Below are 16,170 nucleotides of genomic sequence, written 5' to 3'. Positions count from 1 at the left end.
AAATCCCGTTTGCCGTAATTTACGTGATCAACTGAACGCTTTTCCTGCCGATATTAAAGATATTCTTATCGATATGTTTTTGAGCGCGGGAGTTACCGATGTATCCCGAAAATGCAAAACATAGCTATAATTCCTTGTCATTACTTGCATCAATTACGATAGCAAGCCCCCTCCGTTATGCCTTCATAGCATGTCAAAAAATTAAGGATGTTTATGAATATGCTGAACAGAATCAAACTCGGCAAGATGCTGGGTATGGGATTTTCTCTGGTTATCATCATCAGCTTGATGGTGGCATTCTTCGGACGACTCCAACTGGTTGGGCTGGGTAACGACATCAACCGGCTTTCCGGCACGACGTTAGCGAACATGTTATTGATTCAGGAAGTGAAAGCCGGTTTTGACGCCAATGCCCGCCTGATCCGCAACATTGCAATCAGCACCAACCCTGAGCAAATCAGGCAGGAAAAGCAGTTCGTCGATGAGCAAATCGCCCGCAACACCGCTAATCTGAAAAAGCTGGGGCAACAGCTGGATACCGAAGGCACCAGCGCGCTGCTGAAACAGTTTCAGGACACTCGCCCGCCGTACCTTGCGGCCTTTTTGAAAGCCATAGAACTGGTGCAATCCACCGATCCCGAGCAGCGTCTGAAAGGTAACGCCATTATTCTCAATGAGATGCAGCCCGCGCAAAACGCATTGTTCAAAGTGTTGGACGCGATGATGGCCTCACAGCAGCAGGATACCAACGAGATTGTCAGCCACGCACAGCATAGCGCGTACTCCGGCAGCGTGATTATGCTGATTCTCGCCCTTGCCGCCGCTGCGATGGCCGCGGTCGTGGCCTGGCTGATTACCCGCACGCTGAAAAATCAGCTGGGTGGCGAACCGCTCTACGCCACCCACGTTGCCCGGCAGGTGGCTGATGGCGATCTGGCCGTTGATATCCACATCAAGCCGGATGATCACAGCAGCCTGTTAGCCACCATGCGCCACATGAGTAATAACCTGGGCGATATCGTTGAGCAGGTGCGGCAGAGCAGCGAAGCTATCGCTTCCGGCTCCAGCCAAATCGCCGCTGGCAGCGAAAACCTGAGCCAGCGCACGGAAGAACAGGCCGCCAGCCTGCAGCAGACCGCGGCGTCGATGGAACAGATGAGTCAGGCGATTCGTCAGAATGCGCATACCGTGCGTAGCGTCACTCAGCTTGCCAGCCAGGCCAGTGAAACCGCGACCAAGGGCGGCGAGGCGATAGGCGATATGGTGATTACCATGAAAGAAATCTCCGACAGCTCACACAAAATCCGCGATATCATCAGCGTCATTGACGGCATCGCTTTTCAGACCAACATTCTGGCGCTGAATGCGGCGGTCGAAGCCGCACGTGCTGGTGAGCAAGGCCGCGGCTTCGCCGTGGTGGCTGGGGAAGTGCGCTCGCTGGCACAGCGCTCCGCCTCCGCCGCTAAAGAGATTGCGTTACTCATCAATACCAGCGTCGAAAAAGTGGAAGCGGGCAACCGTCTGGTTGAAGACACCGGCAGCACCATTGATGAGCTAGTGCGTCAGGCACGCAGCGTGGCGGATTTAATCAGCGAGATCGGGACGACAACGCAGGAGCAGGAATCCGGCATTTCGCAAATTCATGATGCGGTGAACCAGCTCGATCAGGTTACCCAGCAGAACGCGACGCTGGTGGAAGAATCCGCCAATGCGGCAACCAGCCTGCGCGAACAGTCATCCCATCTGGTTGCGCTCATGAACCATTTCCACCTGCGCGGCACACCAGCAGCCCGCCCGGCACCGATGGCGAAGAAAGCACAACCGGCTCGCTTAGCCCTCGCGCCAGTCGGCAACACACAGGATAACTGGGAAAAATTCTAGGCTTATTCCTGTTCACTATCACCATGATGCCACGGCATCGGCATCATGGTGACAATCACGTCATTGCTCTAACTGGAAACTTTTGGGAAACATCAGTCTTTTTTGGAAACATAATCACGGCGCGGCTGTCCGGTATAAATTTGGCGCGGACGGTAGATGCTGATTTCATCCTGCTTGTGCATCTCATCCCAATGCGCAATCCAACCGATCGTCCTGCCGACGGTGGAAATGACCGTAAACATGGACGGCGGCAGCCCCATCGCTTTCAGGATGACCGACGTATAGAAATCGACGCTCGGATACAGTCTATTCTCCAGAAAATACGCATCGGTCATGGCGATATGTTCCAGCTCCATCGCCACCTGCAACAGGCTGTCTTCCGTACCCAGTTCATTGAGCACTTCGTAACAGGTTTTACGCAGAATCGCCGCGCGGGGATCAAAATGCTGGTAGACCGAGTTACCGAACCCCATCAGGCGGAATGAGTCACAGCGATCTTTCGCACGTCGTACGAATTCAGGGACGCGATCGACCGTTTTGATCTCTTCCAGCATGCGCATACAGGCTTCGTTCGCTCCGCCGTGCAGCGGCCCCCACATCGATGCCAACCCAGCCGCAATGCAGGCAAACGGGTTTGCGCCGGAAGAACCAGACGCTCTGACCGCCATCGTTGACGGGCATTGACCATGATCGGCATGCAGAATCAGGATACGGTTCATCGCCCGTTCCAGCACCGGATTCACCTCATATTTCTCCGCCGGAATTGAAAACAGCATGTGCAGGAAGTTGCCGGTATAAGAGAGTGAATTGCGGGGATAAACAGACGGCTGTTCGATGGAATATTTGTAGCACATCGCCGCCAGCGTCGGCATTTTCGACAGCAGCCGCACCGCCGCCAGCTCGCGATGCTCCGCATTATGGATATCCAACACATCGTGATAGAACGCAGCCAGCGCGCCCACCACCGCGCACATCAGCGCCATCGGATGGGAATCGCGACGAAAACCGCTGAACATCCGGGTAATTTGCTCATGAACCAGCGTATGGCGGGTAATGTTGTCGGCAAATTTCGCATACGCCTCCGCCGAAGGCGCTTCGCCATGCAGCAGGATGTAACAGACTTCGGTAAAGTCACACTGCTCAGCAAGCTGTTCGACAGGGAAACCCCGATGCAGCAGCACGCTATTCACCGCATCAATATAGGTAATCGCCGATTCACATCCTGCCGTATTGGCAAAACCGGGATCATAGCTACACAGCCCATTTTCACCAAGCGGGCGAATATCCACCGCCGCTTTCCCCAGCACGCCGGAACGCATCTCCAGCGCGATACTCGCCTGCCCTTCTGCCGTCAACGTGGACGTTCTGACTGTCATGAACCTTTCTCCTGCCCGAATAATGATGTTGTTCTCGTTCGCTCTCACGGGCTTCTGGATAGGTCATTCCGTGCTACATACCCTGATTAACGCGACACGCCATTTACAGCGACACTCAATTCACCGTGAAACAAGCCAACGTATGTCATACGCTAAAATCGTGCGTGGATTGCAAGAATCTGACGGAATATTGATTTAGGTAAATTTTGTTGCACTGAACAACGCGAGATCATCCGCGTTTTCCAGACGGCAGCGGCTGGCATTTTGCACGCTCAATCCGTATAACTGTCCTCACTTATTTAATTCACTTGATGACGACTGATATCAGACCCATGAATGATTCATTAAGCCACATTATCGCCAGCGAATTGCAGGCGCGTACGGAGCAGGTAGACGCCGCAGTCCGTCTGCTGGACGAAGGAAATACCGTCCCTTTTATCGCCCGTTACCGTAAAGAAGTGACCGGCGGGCTGGATGACACCCAGTTGCGTCAGCTCGAAACGCGTCTCGGCTACCTGCGTGAACTGGAAGATCGACGCCAGACTATTCTGAAATCCATCGACGAGCAGGGAAAATTAACCCCACAGCTCGCCACTGCCATTAACGGCACACTGAGCAAAACCGAGCTGGAAGATCTCTATCTGCCGTATAAACCGAAGCGCCGCACGCGCGGCCAAATCGCGATTGAAGCCGGTCTGGAACCGCTGGCCGACGGCCTGTGGCAAGACCCAAGCCAGGATCCGGAGCTGACGGCTCAGGCTTATGTCGATGCCGAGAAAGGCGTAGCGGACGTGAAAGCCGCGCTGGACGGCGCGCGTTACATCCTGATGGAACGCTTTGCCGAAGATGCCACGCTGCTGGCAAAAGTGCGTAACTACCTGTGGAAAAACGCCCATCTGGTTTCCCGTGTCGTGGAAGGGAAAGAGGAAGAAGGCGCGAAGTTCCGTGACTATTTCGATCATCATGAACCGATTGCTCAGGTGCCTTCACACCGCGCACTGGCGATGTTCCGTGGCCGTAACGAAGGCGTGCTGCAGCTGGCGCTGAATGCCGATCCGCAACATGAAGAAGCGCCGCGTGAGAGCTACTGCGAACAGATTATTATCGACCACCTAAACCTGCGTTTGGGGAATGCCGCAGCAGACAGCTGGCGACGCGCGGTGATTAGCTGGACGTGGCGTATTAAAGTGCTGCTGCACCTTGAAACCGAACTGATGGGCAGCGTGCGCGAAAAGGCCGAAGATGAAGCAATCAACGTCTTCGCCCGCAACATGCACGACCTGCTGATGGCCGCTCCGGCAGGCATGCGCGCCACGATGGGTCTCGATCCCGGCCTGCGTACTGGCGTAAAAGTCGCGGTGGTGGATGCCACGGGCAAGCTGGTCGCGACCGACACCATTTATCCGCATACCGGTCAGGCAGCTAAAGCGGCTACGGTTGTGGCCGCGCTGTGCCTCAAGCATCAGGTTGAGCTGGTGGCGATCGGCAACGGTACCGCCTCACGTGAAACCGAGCGTTTCTTCCTCGACACGCAGAAACAGTTCCCAGATATCAAAGCACAGAAAGTGATCGTCAGCGAAGCAGGCGCGTCGGTGTATTCCGCCTCCGAGCTAGCTGCGCTGGAATTCCCCGATCTGGATGTCTCGCTGCGCGGCGCGGTGTCGATCGCCCGTCGTTTGCAGGATCCGCTGGCGGAGCTGGTGAAGATCGACCCGAAATCCATCGGCGTGGGCCAGTATCAGCATGATGTAAGCCAGAGTCTGCTAGCGAAGAAACTGGATGCGGTGGTCGAAGACTGCGTAAACGCCGTCGGCGTTGACCTGAACACCGCGTCCGTGGCGCTGTTAACGCGTGTCGCCGGACTGACGCGCATGATGGCGCAAAATATTGTGACCTGGCGCGATGAGAATGGCCGCTTCCACAACCGCGAACAGCTGCTGAAAGTCAGCCGTCTGGGGCCAAAAGCCTTTGAACAGTGTGCGGGCTTTCTGCGCATCAACCACGGCGATAACCCACTGGATGCTTCTACCGTCCACCCGGAAGCGTATCCGGTCGTAGAGCGCATTCTGGCGGCAACCGAACAGGCGTTGCAGGCGCTGATGGGGAACCCCAACGCGCTGCGTAACCTGAAACCAGCAGATTTCACCGATGAGCGTTTCGGTGTACCGACCGTGACCGACATCATCAAAGAGCTGGAAAAACCGGGCCGCGATCCGCGTCCTGAGTTTAAAACCGCCAGCTTCGCCGAGGGAGTGGAAACCTTAAACGATCTGCTGCCGGGCATGATTCTGGAAGGGTCGGTCACCAACGTCACCAACTTTGGCGCGTTTGTGGATATCGGCGTCCATCAGGACGGTTTGGTCCACATTTCGTCACTGGCCGATCATTTCGTCGATGACCCGCACAAGGTCGTGAAAGCAGGCGACATCGTAAAAGTGAAAGTGATGGAAGTGGATCTGCAACGCAAGCGCATCGCGCTGACCATGCGCCTTGATGAACAGCCGGGTGAGACGTCATCGCGCCGTGGCGGTGGCAATGCGCGCGGCGATAACAACACCTCATCGCGTCAGCCAGCAGGTAAATCACGTCCTCGTCCGGCTAACGCACCCGCTACAGGCAACAGCGCGATGGGTGATGCGTTAGCCGCCGCCTTTAAAAAGCGTTAATCACCTCATGCCGATCGTTTAAGCATCGAGATACACGGGGCGACCACAGGGGTGAGGCCTCCTGCGGGAACCTCCCCCCTGTGTTTCCCCTAATAACGGGCTTAAGTGACCTATATTCGCTAATAACCATTCTACTATTAGCCAGACCTTATTTTCATAAGGTCTGGCATCTTTCTCTTTCTCGCCAAAATAGCGCTATCTTGTTTCCCTAATAAAACTACGTTTCATTTATATTGAAATATTCAACCATTTCACGGTTATTTTGTGATCTGCATCTAGGTAAATAAATTACCGTTGCGTTATTATTGTTCTATATAGGAAACCGTAGTTTTATATATAGAACAATCATGAATATATTCCAACAGCTCGAACACAGTAAAGCGCCAGCAGCCGTCCGTTTGGTGATGATTATTGACTACATCGCTAAACATGACGAAGCCAGCTTCACTGAGATTTGTACTGATTTGTCTATCCCGAAAAGCAGCGTACACCACCTGTTAGAAGTATTGGTGGTGACACAGTTGCTGCGCCAGCGTGCTGATGGCCGTTATGTTTTGGGATTAAGACTGTTTGAGCTGGGCGGTCTGGTAATAAAGAATATCGATCTGCGTAAAGACACCATTAATTTTATGCATGAACTGGTCAAAGAGACGGAGTTGACCTGCCATCTCGGTATTCTGGACGGCGATAACGGTTTCTTCCTGAGTAAAGTGGAATCTCCCAAGGCCATCGTAAAAACATCCTGGGAAGGTAAGAAAATTGTATTTAACCGTATGTCTCTGGGAAAAGTGCTATTGGCCTGGCTACCACAGGAAAGAATTGACTCACTCATTGCCGATTGTACCTTCGAATATTTGACACCCCGGACGATTACCAATAAAGAAGATTTCCTACAGCACCTGAAAATCGTCAAGGAACAGGGCTGGGCTATAGATGACGGCGAAGATATAGAAGAAATCTGCTGTATGGCCGCACCGATTTTTAACCAAAACGGCGAGGTCATCGCTGCCATCGGCGTTAACGGTATGCAATCACAATATGCTAATGGAAAAAAAGAGAAGCATCTGGCAAGCCTGATTAAAACCAGCAAAGCAATTACCGATCATATTAACAGCCGGAATATTGATATTAGATAATATATTTATCGAAAACAGCCATAGTCAATTTTAATGAGTGACGTCTTGAACGTCATTCAGTAATCGTCACGACATAAAAACCCGTAAGCGCGAATTACGCATTACGGGAAGGCCATTTATACCTGAAAAATGGCTAAGACCATAAATATCAAGACAACGAATAGTATTCATTATCAATTTAATAATAAGGGTAGCCATCTTCACTATTTAATGGAATCGGGTAATAACCGATTAGGTTTTATTTACATATATTACTTTATATCAAACATCTTTCTGCTTTCACTGAAAGCGGGCTGAACATGCTTTTATCTTTTAATGAGGTCTTTTATGAAAATCAAACAAGCTATTGATAAAATCCCAGGGGGATTAATGCTGGTGCCGCTCTTTTTGGGCGCACTCTGTAATACCTTTACGCCAGGCGCGGGGAAATATTTAGGGTCTTTCAGTAACGGCCTGATTACCGGCACTATCCCTATTCTGGCAGTCTGGTTTTTCTGCATGGGTGCGTCCATCGAATTTAAAGCGACGGGAACGATGCTGAGAAAATCAGGCGTTCTGGTAGTCACCAAAATCGCCACGGCCTGGGTTGTGGCGCTGATCGCGGGCACATTCTTGCCGGGAGATGGCATCCAAAACGGTATGCTGGCCGGGATCTCCGTGCTGGCGCTAGTCGCGGCAATGGACATGACGAACGGCGGTTTGTACGCCGCACTGATGAACCAATACGGCTCGAAAGAAGAGGCAGGCGCGTTCGTCCTGATGTCTCTGGAATCCGGCCCGTTGATGACCATGGTCATTCTGGGTGCCAGCGGCATTGCCACCTTTGAACCTCAGCTATTTGTCGGCGCGGTCCTGCCTTTCCTGATTGGTTTCGCACTAGGCAACCTGGACCCGGACCTGAGAAAGCTGTTCGGTAATTCAGTACAAACGCTGATTCCTTTCTTCGCTTTTGCGTTGGGCAACACGATTAATTTAGCCGTGATCCTTCAAACTGGCTTCGCGGGTATCTTCCTCGGCCTGCTGGTGATTGTGGTTACGGGTATTCCGTTGATTCTGGCGGATAAATTCATCGGCGGCGGTAATGGAACCGCAGGCGTGGCCGCATCCAGCAGCGCAGGTGCCGCCGTCGCCACACCTCTGCTCATCGCCAATATGGCTCCAGAATTCGCGCCGGTTGCTCAACAGGCGACAGCGCTAGTCGCCACCAGCGTCATCGTGACGTCAGTATTGGTGCCCGTCATCACGGCATTATGGGCAAAACGCTTTTCACCTAAACACGCATAAAAGGTAACAAAATGGACGTACGACAAAGTGTACACAGTGAACATGCGAAAACGCTTGATACCACTGAGCTGAGAAAGAAATTTCTGATTGAGCAGATATTTACGCCAAATCAGTACACCATGACTTACAGCCATATCGACCGTATTGTGGTGGGCGGAATTATGCCAGTGGATGGCGAGATAACGTTTGACGACGGTATCGGCAAACAGTTTGGCGTGAACTATTTTCTTGAGCGGCGTGAACTGGGGCTGATTAATATCGGCGGCCCGGCAAAAATTGTCATCGACGGCACAAGCTATGAAGTTGGCAATGAGGAAGCGCTCTATGTCGGAAAGGGAACCAAAGCCTTAGCATTCAGCAGCCTGGATAAAGCCAAACCGGCAAAACTGTATTATAACAGCGCACCGGCGCATGCCGTTTACCCGACACGCATCATTACGCAGGACGATGCGATCAAAGCACCGTTGGGAGACGTCAAAACCTGCAACAAGCGGACGATTTGCAAATATCTGGTGCCGGAAGTGGTGGACACCTGCCAGCTGAGTATGGGATTAACGCGTCTGGCGGAAGGCAGCAACTGGAATTCCATGCCGACACATACCCATGAACGCAGAATGGAAGTGTACTTCTATTTTGACATGGCGGAAGACACCATTATTTTCCATATGATGGGTGAGCCGCATGAAACGCGCCATCTGGTGATGCATAACGAGCAGGCGGTAATCTCCCCCAGTTGGTCGATTCACACCGGCGTCGGCACGAAAAACTATGCCTTTATCTGGGGCATGATCGGCGAAAACCTGACGTTTGACGATATGGACCATATCGCAATGTTGGATTTACGCTAATCGGTCAGCGGTTACAGCTGATCGTAAAATACAGCAGGGTGAGCCTCGTTCACCCTGTTTTAATACCACGTCAGTAGGACGTCGCATGACGTCATTCCAGGTTATCAACACCAGTCGCCCCTTTCATCCCCTTCACTGCCGCTGCGCTCACCATTGCAGTGCAATACAGCTGCCAACGCCCCACGCTGTGCACCAAACCAAAGGCTTTCCGCCATTAATTAGCTTACTAATAGATGAATAAGCATTGGTATAGAAGTTGCTTCGTTCTTGTTTTCCCATACAAAAACAAGGACCTGCCAATGCAACTTTCATTCATCGCTCGCACCATCACCGCCGCTTGTCTAATGCTGTCGTCCCATGCGCTGCTGGCCGATGACGTCAAACCTGGCGTCACGATATACGCTACCGGCGGCACCATCGCCGGAAAGGCAGAATCCAATACGGCCACGACAGGTTATCAGGCAGGCGCTATCGGCATTCAGGAACTGTTGAATGCCGTGCCAGCCATTGGCGATGTCGCGACGGTGACAGGCGAGCAAATCGCCAACACCGCCAGCGGCAATATCGACCAGGCCATTCTGTTGAAGCTATCCAAAGCGATTAACAAACAGTTAAGCGATGCAAACACGCACGGTGTCGTCATCACTCACGGCACTGACACGTTAGAAGAGACGGCGTTCTTTTTAGATCTGACGGTAAAAAGCGATAAGCCGGTAGTTATCGTTGGCGCGATGCGTCCCGCCACCGCCATCAGCGCGGACGGTTCCATGAACCTGCTGGAAGCCGTCACGCTGGCGACGAGTAAGAACGCGGAAAAACGCGGTGCGATGGTGCTGCTGAACGATCGCATCGGCTCCGCCTTCTATACCACTAAAACCAACGCCACGTCGCTGGACACGTTCAAAGCCAATGAACAAGGCTATCTGGGCGCATTCTACGGCGGCGTTCCGCGCTTCTTTTACCAGCCAGCCGCCCCCGAAAACAAACCGTTCTTTGACGTAAGCAATAAGGAAACGCTGGCGAAAGTCGACATTCTGTACGGTTATCAGGATCAAGACAGCGGCCTGCTGAATGCCGCCATTGAACAGGGCGCAAAAGGCATCATTATCGCGGGCAGCGGTAACGGTTCTACGCCCACGCGTATCAAAGAAGACATCAAGAAAGCGGTAGCCAAAGGCATTCCGGTGGTGATCAGCACGCGCACCGGCAACGGCTATGTGACCGATAAGAAGAAAGATGGCGCTATCGGCAGCGGGTTCTACAACCCGCAAAAAGCACGCATTCTGCTTTCGCTGGCGTTGTCTAACGGCGACGACATCGAGAAAATCCGCAGCTATTTCGAGCAGTAATCACGGGGTTAGGCAGTAAGAATGAGGTATCCCACAGTGTGAATCTGTCGGGATACCTTTTCAAAACAACGTATGTTTTACTATGGATGTAGACGTGCGCCATCATTTCCGACGGCGCACACCGTTATTCACCGCACTTACTCGCCGCGTAGCGCCGTTGCGGGTGATTGACGGTAGGACAGCATAGCCGGAATCGTGAGCACCACGGCGGCGACCAGCAACAGAAGCAGGACGAAGTGGATGTCTTCCCATTCCAGCGTCACTGGCAGAACGAAGCCACTTTTTTCGCTCATGACCACCGCAATCGCACGGGCCGCAAGGTAGCCCAGGCCGACGCCCAGCAGTACGCCGACGCTCACCAGCGACATCAGCCCACTCCAAATCAGCGTGAAAATGCCGTAACGCGGTGCGCCAAAGGCACGGAGTGCGCCGATCTGTTTCTGCCGCTGCCGCAGGTGGATAACCGCCACCATCGCCACCGCGACGCCCACAAGCCCCTGCGTCCCCAGCGAGATATAGGTCAGCAGTTCACGAATATCGCCCAGCATCGAGTAGAGCTTCACCAGCACTTCGCCGGGGAACACCGCCAGCGTTGTATTGCTGCGATACAGCGAACGCAGCTGATAGGCCCCCGCGATTGTTTTCGGTTTCACCACGATAGCGGGCAAACCAGCCTGATGCGCATGGCCGTGTGCTTCTGCCTCGTCGTGTTCGTCAGCGTGTGAAGCCGTTACCGGCTGAGCGGCATCAGTATCGGCATGATGATCGTCGCTTTCTGCACCTTCCGCGGGATGAGCATCATTATGGTGCTCATCAGCATGCTGCTCGCCTTCCGTATGTGCGGTTTCATCATGCCCATGTTCGTCATGCTCCCCCTCATGCTCATGTGCGTCATGATCGTGGTGCGCATCGTCCGCACCATGCGGTGGGTGGATGCCGTGTACCCGCCATACCGCGTTCACCGGCACCAGAATCGCTTTATCCCACGCGCTGCCGTCAGCAGGCAGCACGCCGACAACGGTGTAGATGACGTCATCGTGCGCATGCGCCCCTTCCACGCCCACCTGACCATGAATGGGACTGAACGTACTCCCCACGGTCAGCCCCGTTTGCGCCCCTACTACGGCCTCAAAGCCGTCGTTGAACACGCGTCCGGCGGTAAGCTGCCGCTTACCGTTATCCGTAACCAGCGGTGGCGTGGTACCGACAATCGGCATCCCCTGATAGAAATCACCAAACGCAACCGGTGCCGCCCAGGCGACCAGTGGGTTCTTTTCCAGATCGGTCAGCACCTGCGCGGGAATCAACGTCAGCGCAGACGGTTGCAGGAACACGGACGACAGCACCAGTTGGGTTTCACTCCCCGGCGCGCCAATCACCAGATCAAAACGGTCAGCGGCTTTGGCACTGCCCATGCGCAGCGCTCTTTCCTGCAAACTCACCGAAATACTTAACGCTGTCGCCATCGCGATCAGCAACACCACGACCAGCACACCCGGCCAGAGCCGACGCCAGTCGACCCAGATAAGACGCCAAGGAATCATGCGCGATCCTCCTGATACGGCGTGTCCGCCACGAGGCGTCCTTTTTCCAGTTGAATACAGCGCGACATCTGCGAAGCCAGACGCACATCGTGCGTAATCGCGATAAGCGTTGCACGGCTATCGCGCGCCAGCGTCACCAGCAGATCGGCAATCTGCTCGCCGCTGTGCGCGTCCAGACTGGCTGTTGGTTCATCGGCAACGATAATATCTGGCTTGCTGAGCAACGCTCTCGCGACGGCAACCCGCTGCTTCTCGCCGCGTGATAGCACTTCAATCGGGCGTTTCGCGGTATCCAGCCCCACCTGTGCCAGCAAATCCGCCGCACGCTGCCTGAGCGATGCGGGGATCCGCCAGTGGTGAAACTGTGCGGGCAGCAAGACGTTTTCCAGCGCATTCAGACCGGGGAAAAGATGGAAATCCTGCATCACCAATCCAATATGCTGCGCCCGCCAGCGGTCGCGTTCCGCTTCGTTCATCTGCCAGATATCCTGCTTTTCCCACTGCACACTGCCCGTTCCGCTGTGATCCATCCCGGTAATAGCATTCACCAGCGTGGTCTTACCGGAACCGGAAGGCCCCATCACCGCAACCCGCTCGCCAGAACGAATAGACAGCGCGGGAATATCCAGCACTGCCTCAGACGTATCGGGGAAGGTCACACTTAGGTGTTGAATCAATAACTCAGCCATCAGCGCTCCTAAAGGGTATCGAACGTGGCTTCACGCAGTCGCAGCAGGCTGACAAAACCCGTTTCAGGATCGGTCCACGATCCATGCTCCAGCACACCTTCCACCTCAATCATGGTGTTGTTCTGTACGAAGGTCTGACGTTTGGAGAGATAGACAACGACAATATCTTCAGGCCAGTCCGCATCAGACGAACAGAAGGGGCACAGCGCCATCGGCATTTTGGTTAATACAAAGAATTGTGACTCCGCCTTGAGCGGCGGCGCCATAAAGCCGCGCATCTTTACCCGTTTACCGGAGAGCGCTTTAACTTCATTGGAGAATTCCAGACCCAGCACGCCGTAAGAGGCGTACAGCTTATCGAAGGAAAGTTCAGACTGCGCGGCTTTCACCGGGGCAATACCGCCGAGGAGGAGGAGCACCAGCACCGCACGCAGCCAAGAGAATAAAAGCGGGGTTGCCCCCGCTTTGCTGCATTTCGCATTATTCATAGCGTCGTAGGATTACTTTTTGTCCTGCGGTTTAACCGCAAGAGCGTCCACAATCACCCGGAACAGATCGGTGTTTTCCATGTAGCCACGGATACGTTCTGCGCCTGGGCCGCTAGCCTGAATCACCATATCGTCAACGGCATGAACACCCGTATCGGAAGAGCGTGGCAGAATCCCTTCACGGAATACCGCGCCTGGCACTTTCTCGTAGGCTTTGTTGGCAACGTATTCATCTTTTTCGTTCTTGATAGCAGGAACGAACTGGCCATCCAGCTTCGGACGGAATGTTTCGTAATAGTCTGGGTAGTTGTTGAAGAACACGGCCAGACGCTTGGAGACGTTCAGGTCATCCGGATAACCGTCTTTGTTGGCATCCTTATAGTTCGGATAGCCCGCCTCTTCATACACGCCAACCTTCTCACGCATCTCCGTACCCGGCTTGTTATCGTCCACAGTACCGATGATAGACAGACCGTGAGTATGGTCGCCCGTCACGATAATCATCGTATCCGGGTTTTTCTCTGCGAACTGTTTAGCGATGGCAACAGACTGATCCAGCATGATGGTGCTGGTGAAAGCACGTTCCCAATCCAGCGGGTGAGACGCTTTATCGATCAGCGCGGATTCTACCACCAGGAAGAAACCGTCCTTGTTTTTAGACAGCACATCCAGTGCCGCCTGCGTCATATCTGTCAGATCAGGCTGGTTAGGGAATTTCTTGGCAACGTCATTTTTCAGGAAACGACGATCTATCACGCCATCCATGTTGCCAGTGTGGAACAGCCCCAGCAGCTTGGTGGCCTGTGCCGCGTTTTTCTTCAGTGAATCCGCATCGGTGACCAGTGAATAACCCGCCTGCTGGAATTTCTCAACGTAGTTGGTTTCGTCTTTACGCTTCGAGCCCGGTGTGCTTTTCGGCAGGAAGTAAGCGGAACCGCCGCCCAGCATGACGGTAGGCTGCACGTTGTAGAACATCTCGACGATTTCGGCTTTATCCGCACGACGGCGAGTATGAGAGACAACTGCCGCTGGCGTGGCGTCCTGAAGTTCAGCATCGCTGACTACGCCGACAGACATCTTGGTAGAACGGGTCAACAGCTCACCCAGCGTTTCCTGCTTTGGGTGTTCCAGTGAATTTTTGCTACGGCTGACGTACACACCCAGTGCGTTCACACCGGATTTGTGACCAGTCATGTAGGCGCTCATGGTGTTGGCGCTGTCGGCCGCGATAGAGTCGGTACTGGACGTACCGGCAAACGCCATATATTGCAGATCATCAATCGCCAGACGACCGTCGGCTTTCCCTTCCGTCACCCCTTTTGACAGGATGCGCGCGCCAGTACGGTGCGCAACGGACAGGCCATCGCCGATGAACAGAATGACGTTTTTGGCTTTACGCGTACCGGACGCCGAATAAACCTCCCAGTTCACCTGCGTCTTTTTGCCTTTGGCTTCCGCCTCTACCACATACTTGCCCGCTTCCGGCAAGTTCACGTCCCGCAGCCAGATCGTGGACGCGTTGCCACCATCTTCACGCTCAACAAACGAGGCCGTTTTGCCCAGCACCTGCTGGTAATCCTTGCCGTTGATCAGAATACGGATATCTTCCGGCTTAAGTACTTCATCAAACTCGACTTTAAAATCGAATTTTCCGCCTGCCAGCATGGTGGCGCGGTCAATGGGATAAATGGCCTGAGCCTGCACCATTCCTGGCAGCGCAGCAGAAATCAGTAAAGGCAGTAACCAGCGAGCTTTCATTGTTATGTCCTTGGTTGCGTAGTTTAGCAGGACATAACGTAGTTACTTTTTTTTACAGTTTGATGAATTTCACCATAAATTATTGCATCTGTATCTATTGTTGATAACACATGTAATCAGCGTGTTGCTGGTTTTTACGTTTCGAACGCATTCACCCGACGCCACTTGCCGGGCGACAACCCCAGATGTTGCTGGAAAATACGACTCAGATGGCTGGGATCGGAAAAACCGGTATCTGCCGCAATTTGGGACAAAGTACGGGAAGTCCGCAGCATCAGCCAACAGGCCTGAGCGATCCTCATGTCCATGTACGTCTGCTGGATAGTACGGCCAATGCGCTTTTGCAGCGATCTATCCAGCTGTCTCCGCGACAGGCCGCTGCGCTGGGCAATCTCTTTAGAAGTTAGCCTGCTTGCCAGACTCTGGCGCATGATAGTCAGCGCCCGTCGTACCGACGTCGACGCGCCCTCAAGCTCAGGGCTGTTCCATGTCAGGCTGGACGGCGGAACAAACCCACCGACCAACATATCTGACAATCCCTTGATAGCCCGTTCTCTCCCCAGTTTTTTTTCCAGCAGAAAGGCGGCCAGCTCGATGGTGGCGCTGCCGCCGGGGCAAGAATAGAGGTTTCCTTCCTCCATGACGTTCCTGTCCGTAACGGGGGTAATAGACGGAAACAGGGCTTTAAACTCACCAAAATGACGCCAGTGAACCAGAATGCGTTTGCCGGAAAATCCCGTCTCCGCGAGAAGAAAGGCGGCGTTATCGACACTCACAAGTGGGATCTTGCTGCGCCGAAGGTGCCGCAGCAAGGGGAGATAAGAGGCGGTATCAGACATTACTTTGGTGGGCGTATTCCCACCGAAAATGACGAAATAATCGCAGTTTCCAGCATGTATTTTCTGCGTTGAAACCACGTCGTCTGGTACGAGTACGGCCCCACAACTGGCTGTCACCGGCTGGTTATCCAACGAGGTCAGCGTCCAGGAACAGTTCATCTGACGGCTATAGTCCTCCTCATCGCCAGAGAACCTTAGCTTGTCAAGAAACCCGCCGACCGACAGCAGGGAAAACCCCGGCATCAGCAGCAGAACAAATTTTACCAGGGGATCAGCCATTTTACGCCTGCTCAAAAAACGGATCACGACAAC

The 16,170-nt window shown here is 53.7% G+C and carries 12 protein-coding genes; 6 read left to right on the top strand and 6 right to left on the bottom strand.

Features of this window, described 5'->3' with window-relative positions; all coding sequences use genetic code 11:
* Positions 1–213: 213 nt before the first annotated feature.
* Entirely contained in the window at positions 214–1,881 is a 1,668-nt protein-coding gene (locus R9X49_RS19095) for a methyl-accepting chemotaxis protein (protein WP_319849924.1), read from the top strand.
* 92 nt (positions 1,882–1,973) lie between these two features.
* Here R9X49_RS19095 and R9X49_RS19090 read toward each other — a convergent pair whose 3' ends face one another.
* On the bottom strand, positions 1,974–3,257 hold the full coding sequence (locus R9X49_RS19090) for a citrate synthase (protein ID WP_319849923.1): 1,284 nt from the start codon (positions 3,255–3,257) through the stop codon (positions 1,974–1,976).
* Between the two features lie 332 nt (positions 3,258–3,589).
* On the opposite strand from R9X49_RS19090, the gene R9X49_RS19085 reads away from it, so the two are divergent.
* The 5 genes from R9X49_RS19085 (at position 3,590) to R9X49_RS19065 (ending at position 10,540) form a co-directional block, all read left to right on the top strand.
* Positions 3,590–5,923, top strand: a complete 2,334-nt coding sequence (locus R9X49_RS19085) for a Tex family protein (protein ID WP_319849922.1) — start codon at positions 3,590–3,592, stop codon at positions 5,921–5,923.
* Positions 5,924–6,270: 347 nt separating this feature from the next.
* Entirely contained in the window at positions 6,271–7,059 is a 789-nt protein-coding gene (locus R9X49_RS19080; protein WP_319849920.1) for an IclR family transcriptional regulator, read from the top strand.
* A gap of 327 nt (positions 7,060–7,386) precedes the next feature.
* A complete protein-coding gene (gene kdgT / locus R9X49_RS19075) occupies positions 7,387–8,343 on the top strand; it encodes a 2-keto-3-deoxygluconate transporter (protein ID WP_319849919.1) in 957 nt (318 codons plus the stop codon).
* Between the two features lie 11 nt (positions 8,344–8,354).
* A complete protein-coding gene (gene kduI, locus R9X49_RS19070) occupies positions 8,355–9,191 on the top strand; it encodes a 5-dehydro-4-deoxy-D-glucuronate isomerase (protein WP_319849917.1) in 837 nt (278 codons plus the stop codon).
* Between the two features lie 299 nt (positions 9,192–9,490).
* Positions 9,491–10,540, top strand: coding sequence for an asparaginase (locus R9X49_RS19065; protein WP_319849916.1), 1,050 nt, complete (start codon positions 9,491–9,493; stop codon positions 10,538–10,540).
* Between the two features lie 137 nt (positions 10,541–10,677).
* Here R9X49_RS19065 and R9X49_RS19060 read toward each other — a convergent pair whose 3' ends face one another.
* The 5 genes from R9X49_RS19060 to R9X49_RS19040 all read right to left on the bottom strand — a co-directional run bounded on the left by R9X49_RS19060 (position 10,678) and on the right by R9X49_RS19040 (position 16,137).
* On the bottom strand, positions 10,678–12,084 hold the full coding sequence (locus tag R9X49_RS19060) for an FtsX-like permease family protein (RefSeq protein WP_319849915.1): 1,407 nt from the start codon (positions 12,082–12,084) through the stop codon (positions 10,678–10,680).
* Entirely contained in the window at positions 12,081–12,773 is a 693-nt protein-coding gene (locus R9X49_RS19055) for an ABC transporter ATP-binding protein (protein ID WP_319849914.1), read from the bottom strand. Before R9X49_RS19055 ends, R9X49_RS19060 begins: the two co-directional genes overlap by 4 nt.
* Positions 12,774–12,781: 8 nt before the next feature.
* Entirely contained in the window at positions 12,782–13,261 is a 480-nt protein-coding gene (locus R9X49_RS19050; protein ID WP_319849913.1) for a hypothetical protein, read from the bottom strand.
* Between the two features lie 12 nt (positions 13,262–13,273).
* A complete protein-coding gene (locus tag R9X49_RS19045; RefSeq protein WP_319849912.1) occupies positions 13,274–15,019 on the bottom strand; it encodes an alkaline phosphatase in 1,746 nt (581 codons plus the stop codon).
* A gap of 134 nt (positions 15,020–15,153) precedes the next feature.
* A complete protein-coding gene (locus R9X49_RS19040) occupies positions 15,154–16,137 on the bottom strand; it encodes a GlxA family transcriptional regulator (protein WP_319849911.1) in 984 nt (327 codons plus the stop codon).
* Positions 16,138–16,170 lie beyond the last annotated feature (33 nt).

The sequence above is a fragment of the Pectobacterium carotovorum genome (assembly GCF_033898505.1).
In the GTDB taxonomy this organism is placed as follows: domain Bacteria; phylum Pseudomonadota; class Gammaproteobacteria; order Enterobacterales; family Enterobacteriaceae; genus Pectobacterium; species Pectobacterium carotovorum_J.
This window is presented reverse-complemented; position numbering and strand designations above follow the sequence as displayed.

Bases quoted from the DNA above. Each gene is read 5' to 3' on its own strand.
- kdgT (WP_319849919.1), top strand. From the start codon at position 7,387: ATGAAAATCAAACAAGCTATTGATAAAATCCCAGGGGGATTAATGCTG.
- kduI (WP_319849917.1), top strand. From the start codon at position 8,355: ATGGACGTACGACAAAGTGTACACAGTGAACATGCGAAAACGCTTGAT.
- R9X49_RS19045 (WP_319849912.1), bottom strand. From the start codon at position 15,019: ATGAAAGCTCGCTGGTTACTGCCTTTACTGATTTCTGCTGCGCTGCCA.
- R9X49_RS19055 (WP_319849914.1), bottom strand. From the start codon at position 12,773: ATGGCTGAGTTATTGATTCAACACCTAAGTGTGACCTTCCCCGATACG.
- R9X49_RS19060 (WP_319849915.1), bottom strand. From the start codon at position 12,084: ATGATTCCTTGGCGTCTTATCTGGGTCGACTGGCGTCGGCTCTGGCCG.
- R9X49_RS19040 (WP_319849911.1), bottom strand. From the start codon at position 16,137: ATGGCTGATCCCCTGGTAAAATTTGTTCTGCTGCTGATGCCGGGGTTT.
- R9X49_RS19080 (WP_319849920.1), top strand. From the start codon at position 6,271: ATGAATATATTCCAACAGCTCGAACACAGTAAAGCGCCAGCAGCCGTC.
- R9X49_RS19065 (WP_319849916.1), top strand. From the start codon at position 9,491: ATGCAACTTTCATTCATCGCTCGCACCATCACCGCCGCTTGTCTAATG.
- R9X49_RS19090 (WP_319849923.1), bottom strand. From the start codon at position 3,257: ATGACAGTCAGAACGTCCACGTTGACGGCAGAAGGGCAGGCGAGTATC.
- R9X49_RS19050 (WP_319849913.1), bottom strand. From the start codon at position 13,261: ATGAATAATGCGAAATGCAGCAAAGCGGGGGCAACCCCGCTTTTATTC.
- R9X49_RS19095 (WP_319849924.1), top strand. From the start codon at position 214: ATGAATATGCTGAACAGAATCAAACTCGGCAAGATGCTGGGTATGGGA.
- R9X49_RS19085 (WP_319849922.1), top strand. From the start codon at position 3,590: ATGAATGATTCATTAAGCCACATTATCGCCAGCGAATTGCAGGCGCGT.